6 protein-coding genes are annotated in these 6,812 nt (G+C 69.4%); all 6 read right to left on the bottom strand.

All coding sequences use genetic code 11. From position 1 onward, the window contains the following. Nucleotides 1-163 precede the first annotated feature (163 nt). From ACFFIC_RS18470 to ACFFIC_RS18445, 6 genes are read right to left on the bottom strand one after another with little or no spacing between them, the layout of a single operon-like run. Nucleotides 164-1,147 (bottom strand): CobW family GTP-binding protein, encoded by a 984-nt coding sequence (locus ACFFIC_RS18470; protein ID WP_377053032.1) that lies wholly within the window; start codon nucleotides 1,145-1,147, stop codon nucleotides 164-166. Beyond that, the gene (locus ACFFIC_RS18465) at nucleotides 1,144-2,733 is read right to left on the bottom strand and encodes an amidohydrolase family protein (protein ID WP_377053030.1); all 1,590 of its coding nucleotides are present in this window, start codon (nucleotides 2,731-2,733) and stop codon (nucleotides 1,144-1,146) included. Before ACFFIC_RS18465 ends, ACFFIC_RS18470 begins: the two co-directional genes overlap by 4 nt. Beyond that, complete coding sequence (locus ACFFIC_RS18460; protein ID WP_377053028.1) at nucleotides 2,730-3,578, bottom strand: ABC transporter permease; 849 nt, start codon at nucleotides 3,576-3,578, stop codon at nucleotides 2,730-2,732. The genes ACFFIC_RS18465 and ACFFIC_RS18460 overlap by 4 nt, the downstream gene beginning before the upstream one ends. Before the next feature lie 4 nt (nucleotides 3,579-3,582). Next, entirely contained in the window at nucleotides 3,583-4,617 is a 1,035-nt protein-coding gene (locus ACFFIC_RS18455; RefSeq protein ID WP_377053026.1) for an ABC transporter substrate-binding protein, read from the bottom strand. A gap of 3 nt (nucleotides 4,618-4,620) precedes the next feature. Further along, nucleotides 4,621-5,691 carry an ABC transporter ATP-binding protein gene (locus ACFFIC_RS18450; RefSeq protein ID WP_377053024.1) on the bottom strand — a complete coding sequence of 357 codons (1,071 nt, stop codon included), beginning with the start codon at nucleotides 5,689-5,691 and terminating at the stop codon, nucleotides 4,621-4,623. A 28-nt stretch (nucleotides 5,692-5,719) separates the two neighbouring features. Then, nucleotides 5,720-6,505, bottom strand: coding sequence for an ABC transporter permease (locus tag ACFFIC_RS18445; protein WP_377053022.1), 786 nt, complete (start codon nucleotides 6,503-6,505; stop codon nucleotides 5,720-5,722). Nucleotides 6,506-6,812 lie beyond the last annotated feature (307 nt).

Raw genomic sequence — 6,812 nt, 5'->3', positions numbered from 1 at the left:
GCCGGAACGTACACAACATAAACCCCCACATGCTCATAAACAGCATGTGGGGGTTCGCCGTTGGGGGGTGTCCGAGATCACAGGTCGTGTCTTCAGCCTTCGGCAGCCCAGCCGACAAAGGCTGCAATCGGCTACTGAAGCTTAACCCAACTTCAGCCTGAAATCAGGTCGCTGCAACCGGTGCGCAGGTCAGAGGCGACTCTCGCATAGCCGCGATTCGCACGAGCGGGGACGGCATTCCGCCGCGCAATGCTGCCGCGCCGAGGTCGCGGGTGATCACCACCAGCCCCTCCGGCAGATCCGGACTGCCGGGCATTGGTAGCGGTGGGGCGAAAAGGCTGCCTACGGCCTGCACAAGCAGTGGCACGGTGGAGCCTGGCGGGCGCACGAACCCTTTTACCCGCAACAGCCGATCCCCGCAGAAGGCTGCAAGGTCCTCCATCCAATCAAGCCTGTCCTCCCAGGAGGCAGCATCGGTGAAGGTGGCCCGCAGGACAGCGACGCGGGGATGAGCGGTGCTTCCGGCGATCTCGGGCATGGCGCCACTCACTGCGGCCGGGCGAAATGCCGATCTCGCCCGTGTGGTCCGGTCCGTCTCCACCACGCATGTCGCCAGCGGGTTGATGGACGCTGCCAGCGCAGCCGCCGCTTCAGCACTGGACAGGTCAAGCTTGGTCAGAACGATGGTGCCCGCAGCCGCCAGCTGCGCCGAGACCTCCTCGAAATACGCGGCGTGCTGCACTGCCTGCGAGGCATCGCAGGTGGACACGACACGAACGGTCAGTCCTAGTGGCGCCAGCGGGAGCAGCGAGCGCAGGATCGGTCCGGGCCGCGACAGGCCCGAGCATTCCAGCACGATCCGCGCGAAAGGCGGGTGCCCTGCACGGGCCCGCTCCTCGATCAGAGCACGCACGGTGAAAACCAGGTCACTGGTCATGGAGCAGCACACGCAGCCATTGGCGAGCATCGCCATGGGCAGCGTCCCGCCTTCGGCCACGATGGCGCCATCCACATCGATTTCACCGGCTTCGTTCACGATCACCGCCGTATTCGCAGCGTCCGGCAGGCCCAGCCAATCCACGAGCAGAGAGGTCTTGCCACTGCCGAGGAAGCCCGCAAGCAGGATGAACTCGGTGCTGTCCATCATGCCTCGCCCGCCTCCGCCTCCTTCTGCGCCGCCACCATCGCGCGGATATCGCCCAGCAGTTCCTCCACGTCGAAGACCAGGCCGGCGCGGATCGTGTGACGAAGCGCGCGCCGCCACTCGGCCTTGTTGGTCTCGTCGTTCAGGCGCAGCGCGCCCGTGCCGTAGAGCAGCTTGAAGTCCTCGAGCGGGTTTTCGTCCAGCACCAGCAGGTCGGCCATCTTGCCGACCTCGATGCTGCCAGTCTCGTGATCGATGCCCAGCAGTTCCGCGCCCAGGATGCTCGCCGAACGCAGCACCTCCAGTCCGTTGAACCCCGCCTCCTGCAGCAGCTCCAGTTCACGGATGTAGCCGAAGCCGAAGATCTGGAAGATGAATCCGGAGTCGCTGCCGGTGCAGACCCGCCCTCCACGGTTCTTGTAGGCGTTCAGGAACTGCATCCAAAGCCGGTAGTGCGCCTTCCACTCCACCTCGTTGGACACCGACCAGCGATACCAGTAGGCGCCGTGCCCGCCCCGCGCGGGCTGGAAGTAGCGCCACATGCTCGGCCAGGTGTACTCGTCGTGCCAGTCGGCGCGGCGGAAGCGCATGAGGTCGCGGTTGGCGTCGTAGATCGTGAAGGTCGGAACGAAGGTGAAGTCGAGCTCGAGGAAGTGCTCCAGCACCTCGTTCCACTTGGCGCTGCCCGGCTCGGCCGCCTGGAGGAAGGTCTGCCCGGCGGCGGAGAAGCGGAAATACTCGTCGTTGTAGTTGTAGCCAGGCGGGTAGGCCTGCACCACGCGGTCGTCGTAGAGCGCCTCCGGCAGGCCATAATAATGCTCCGCGCTGGTCAGGCCCCAGCGGGCCGTGGTGAGCGCGTTCATGCGCGTCACCGCCTGCTGTGCATGGTGACAGCCACTGCGGAGCCCAAGCTTGCCGCATTCCTCCAGCGCCGCGCGCATGATCGCGGGCGGCCCCCCGAAGAACTTCACGCCGTCCGCGCCCGCGTCCTTGGCCCGTCGCAGCCAGTCCCGCGCCTCGTCGGGCGTGTGGATGGTCTTGAGCATGTCGTTCACGGCGGGGAAGTAGGGATGCGCGCGGATGCGTGGCGCGGCGATGCGGTTGGCCGCCGAGGCCTCGCGCTGCTCCGCCACCCAGTCCAGCCCACTGAAGCAGCCCATCTCCCGCACGGTGGTCACGCCGTGGGCCAGCCACAGCTTGTAGACATAGTCCGCCGGCGCGACGGTGCCGTGCAGCGCGTGGTAGGGCACGCCGATATGCGTGTGGCAGTCGATCAACCCGGGCGTCACGAACTTGCCGTGGCAGTCGATCTCGCGGTCCCCGCCTGGTGGGCGTCGTCCCGGGCTGATCGGACGATGCGGCGTGCCGACGGGGGTGATGGAGGCGATCCGGTCGCCCTCCACCACGATGTCCGCCGGGCCCCAGGGCGGGGCGCCCGTGCCGTCGATGATCGTCGCGCCACGCAGCACCAGCCGCCGGTAGGGGCCGGCGCCGCGGTCGCGCCCGGTGGCCGCCGGCACGGGCGGCATGCCGAGCTTCGTATTCTTGGCCGTGATTTCCGTGCCGACCGGGGGCGGGCTGTCGCTCATGTCGTTTCCTCCGATTGCCGGCGGCGGTAGCGGCGCCCGAGCATTGCGCTGCCCGCCACGGTCAGCACCAGCGTGATGCCGAGCAGGATAAAGGCCAGCGCCGCGCCAAAGGGCCAGTTGTTGCCCCGCACGAACTGGTCGTAGACGGCGGGCGCCATCATCTTGAACTGCGGCCCGCCCAGAAGCACCGCGCTGGCATAGGTGTTCATGCACAGCACGAAAACCAGCACCGAACCGGCGGCGACCCCCGGCAGCGCCAGCGGCAGCACCACGCGGCGGAACACCGTCATCGGGTGGGCGCCGAGATTGGACGCCGCTTCCTCGGTCTGCCGCGGAATGCTCTCGATCACCGCGGACAGCGTCAGCACCATGTAGGGCAGCACCACCGCGACGATCCCCGCCACAACGGCGCCGGTGTTGTAAAGCAGCGGCAGCGGCGCCGCGATCAGCCCCAGGCCGCGGAGGCCTGCGTTGATCGCTCCGCCATTGCCCAGCAGGGCCATCCAACCGGCCGCGCGCACCACGTTGCCCACCAGCAAAGGGAACAGCACCAGGATGGTGGCGAGGCTCTTCCACCGCCCCTGCATCCGCGCCAGCCAGTAAGCGGCGGGAAAGCCCAGCACGAGCGCGAGCAGCGTGCTGCCGGTGGCCACCGCCAGCGTCGTTCCCAGAACGCTGCGGTAGTACGGGTCGGCCACGGCGCGCAGGTAGTTGGCCGCGCTCATCGCCTCCACCATCATCTCGGTCGGGCTGTACTCGTTCAGCGAGATGCGGAACAGCAGCAGCATCGGCGCGACGAGCAGCAGCGAAACCAGGATCCCGGCGGGAAGGACGAGCGCGGCCACGTGATCAGCCCTTGAACTGCTTGTTCCAGAAGTCCAGCACCTCGGAATGCGCCCGCGTCAGGTAGTCGTAGTCCGGCGAGCGCAGCCGCGCCTGGTCGGCCTCGCTGAGGCTGATGCGGGACGCGATCTCGGGAGGGAGAGTCGCGTCCGTCACGGTCGGCAGGTAGCCCATGCGGTCCGCGAAGGCGGTCTGTGCCTCCGGCTTCAGCATGGCGTCCAGGTAGGTGTAGGCGTTGTCCTTGTTGCGGCTGTTCCGCGGCAGGGCGGCCTCGAACAGGATGGCGTAGGCGCCTTCCTTCGGCACCACGTGGCGCAGCGGGATGCCAGCCTTCTGCCACATGTATCCGCGTGCCAGCCACATCGGCGTCATCCACACCTCCTCGCCCTTCAGCGCGGCCGCCAGCGCCTCGTTGGAGGGAAAGATCTTCGCGTCGAGCGAGCGGAGTTCCATCAGCTTGCCCTTGGCCGGGCCGTAGTCGCTGAAGCTGCCGCCGCCCGCCATCGCCGCGGCGAAGGTGTTGGTGGAATACAGGATGTCCGAGAAGCCGACCCGGCCGCGGTACTTGGGGTCCCACATATCCGCGAAGGAGGTGGGGGCCGTCGTCACCTTGTCCGGATTGTAGAGCAGCACCAGCGCCGAATAGATGTGCGGGATGGCGTAGGGCTTGCGCAGCGCCGGCACGATGCTGCCCGCGCGCGACAGCCGGCCGAAGTCCAGCGTGTCCAGCGTATTCTGCTGGGCCATCATCTGCATGTCCGTGTCGGACAGGCAGGCCACGTCGAAGGTGCCGCGCCGCGCCTGGCGCTCGGCCAGCAGCTTGGTCTTGCGCGGGTCCGCATTGGCCACGTCCTGCAGCACCTCGATGCCCTGGGGCCCCATCAGCGGCGTGTCGATGTGCTGGCGTAGCAGCTCGCCGTAATCGCCGCCCCAGGTGCCCACCACCACCTGTTTCGCCTGCGCTCGGGCGATGCCGGGCAGGCCGGCGGCCGCTGCGGCGATGGCGGCGGTGCTGAGGGTCGCGCGTCGCGTGATGTTCATGCGTCAGGCTCCTTTCTCGTCATGTCGCGCCGCCGGCAGCAGCCGGGCGGCCGAGGGTTCCCACGAAAGCGCCACGGCATCGCCGGGCGAGAGGCGGCGCAGCGGGCTGTCCGCCCCGGGCGTCGGCAGCACCGCCACCAGGGGCGTGCCGCCGAGTTCCGCATGATACTCCGTTTGCGCGCCCAGGTAGGTGACCGCGCGCAGGCGGGCCGGCCCGCCCTCCGCGGGGGTGATCCGCACATGCTCGGGCCGCAGCGCCAGCACGGGCCGGCCGGGCGGCGGAGGCCCGCCCGCGCAGGCCAGCAGCGCGCCGGATGCCGCGCGGAAGGCGCCGGGCGAGTCCAGCGCCCCCTCCACCAGGTTGCAGCGGCCGACGAAGCCGGCGACGAAGGGATCGGCGGGACGCTCGTACAGGTCCTCCGCCGTGCCGACCTGGCGCACCCTTCCGCGTTCCATCACCACCAGCCGGTCGGCCATGGTCAGTGCCTCCTCCTGGTCATGGGTCACGATCAGGGTGGTCAGGCCCAGGCGCTGCTGGAGGGCGCGGATCTCCATCCGCACCTCGCCCCGCAGCTTGGCGTCGAGGTTGCTCAGCGGCTCGTCCAGCAGGAACACCGCCGGGTTCACCACCAGGGCACGGGCCAGGGCCACGCGCTGCTGCTGCCCGCCCGAAAGCTGGCGCGGCAGCCGGTCCTCCAGCCCCTCCAGCCGGACCATGCGCAGCGCCTCGCGCGTGCGGGATTCCCGATCGGCGCGGTTCACCCGCCGCATTTCCAGGCCAAAGGCCACGTTCTGCGCCACCGTCATGTGCGGGAACAGCGCGTAGGACTGGAACACCATGCCCGTGTCCCGCCCATGCGGCGGGGCGCGGGTGACGTCCTTGCCCGCGATCAGCACGCGCCCCTCACTCGGCGGCACGAAGCCCGCGACCATGCGGAGCGTCGTGGTCTTGCCGCAGCCCGACGGGCCCAGCAGCGCCACCATCTGCCCCTGCGGCACGTCGAGATCGACCCGCTCCACGGCGACGGAGGCGCCGAAGCGCTTGCCGAGCCCGTCCAGCACGAGGTTGCCCATCAGGCGGTGGCCCTGCTGCGGGTTCGGGTCATACGGTCCTCGCGATGGAAACGAAGCGGTCGGTGATGAGCATCAGCACGGCCACGAGCACGATCTGCACGGTGGCGACGGCCGCCAGCGTCGGGTCCACCCGGAACTCAAGGTAGTTCAGCATGGCCACGGGCAGGGTGGTGCGCCCGGGCCCCACCAGCAGCAGGCTCAGCTCCAGGTTCTCGAAGCTCTGGATAAAGGAGAACAGGCAGGCGGCGATGATTCCGGGCCGCATGGCCGGCAGCGTGATGCGGCGGAACACGGTGAAGGGGCGGGCGCCGAGATTGGCGGCGGCCTCCTCGGCCGAGATGTCCATCCCCTGCAGGCTCGCCGTCACCAGGCGCACGGTCCAGGGAATGGTCAGCAGCACATGGGCGGCCACCAGCCCCCCCAGCGTGGAGGTGATGTCGCTGTCGATCCAGAACTCGGCCCGCAGGTAGAACATGTAGAGCGCCGTGCCCGCGACCACCCCCGGCACCGCCAGCGGACCGAGCAGCAGCGTGCTGAGGGCCGAGGCGCCGGGAGGGCGGCCGCGTACCAGCGCGAGGGCGGCGGCGGTGCCCAGCGGCACACCGATCAGCATGGCGAGGGTGGCCACCTGGAGGCTGGTGGAAAAGCCGCGCGCGAATTCCTGCCTTTCCCAGGCATTCACGTACCAGCCGAGCGTCAGCCCGGAAGGCGGGAAGGAGACGATCTCCTGGCGGAAGACGCTGATCACCATCACCGTCAGCACGGGCGCCAGCATCAGCGCGAAGGCCGCGCCAACATGGGCACGGAAGGCCATGCGGCCAGGGGAGGGCAGGAACAGGGGGCACTCTCCTTTGCCGGTGCGCCAAGCAAGGCACATACCCCGCCGCCCGGACCGGTGGCGAGGCCGTGGCCTGCGATGCCGCACCATGCCTGGTTCCGCCGCCACGTCCAGGCCCCCGGCGCCGCGGACGGGCTGCGCGCGGGGACCGGCGTGTGGCACGATCCGGCAGGGCGGGTGCGCGGAGGGGCGACTGGCGCATGGGGATGCGGAACAAGGCGTTTCACCCGGCCCGGAGGCCGTGCGGGCCCATCCGGCCGAGGGGTGGTGCGCCGCGCCGGTG

This window comes from Muricoccus vinaceus (genome assembly GCF_042433125.1).
Classification (GTDB): Bacteria; Pseudomonadota; Alphaproteobacteria; order Acetobacterales; family Acetobacteraceae; genus Roseomonas; species Roseomonas vinacea.
The sequence above is the reverse complement of the archived record's forward strand: the minus strand, read 5'-3'. Positions and strand labels throughout refer to the sequence as shown.

Coding starts and splice junctions, on each gene's coding strand:
- ACFFIC_RS18470 (WP_377053032.1), bottom strand. CDS start 1,147: ATGATGGACAGCACCGAGTTCATCCTGCTTGCGGGCTTCCTCGGCAGT.
- ACFFIC_RS18465 (WP_377053030.1), bottom strand. CDS start 2,733: ATGAGCGACAGCCCGCCCCCGGTCGGCACGGAAATCACGGCCAAGAAT.
- ACFFIC_RS18455 (WP_377053026.1), bottom strand. CDS start 4,617: ATGAACATCACGCGACGCGCGACCCTCAGCACCGCCGCCATCGCCGCA.
- ACFFIC_RS18450 (WP_377053024.1), bottom strand. CDS start 5,691: ATGGGCAACCTCGTGCTGGACGGGCTCGGCAAGCGCTTCGGCGCCTCC.
- ACFFIC_RS18445 (WP_377053022.1), bottom strand. CDS start 6,505: ATGGCCTTCCGTGCCCATGTTGGCGCGGCCTTCGCGCTGATGCTGGCG.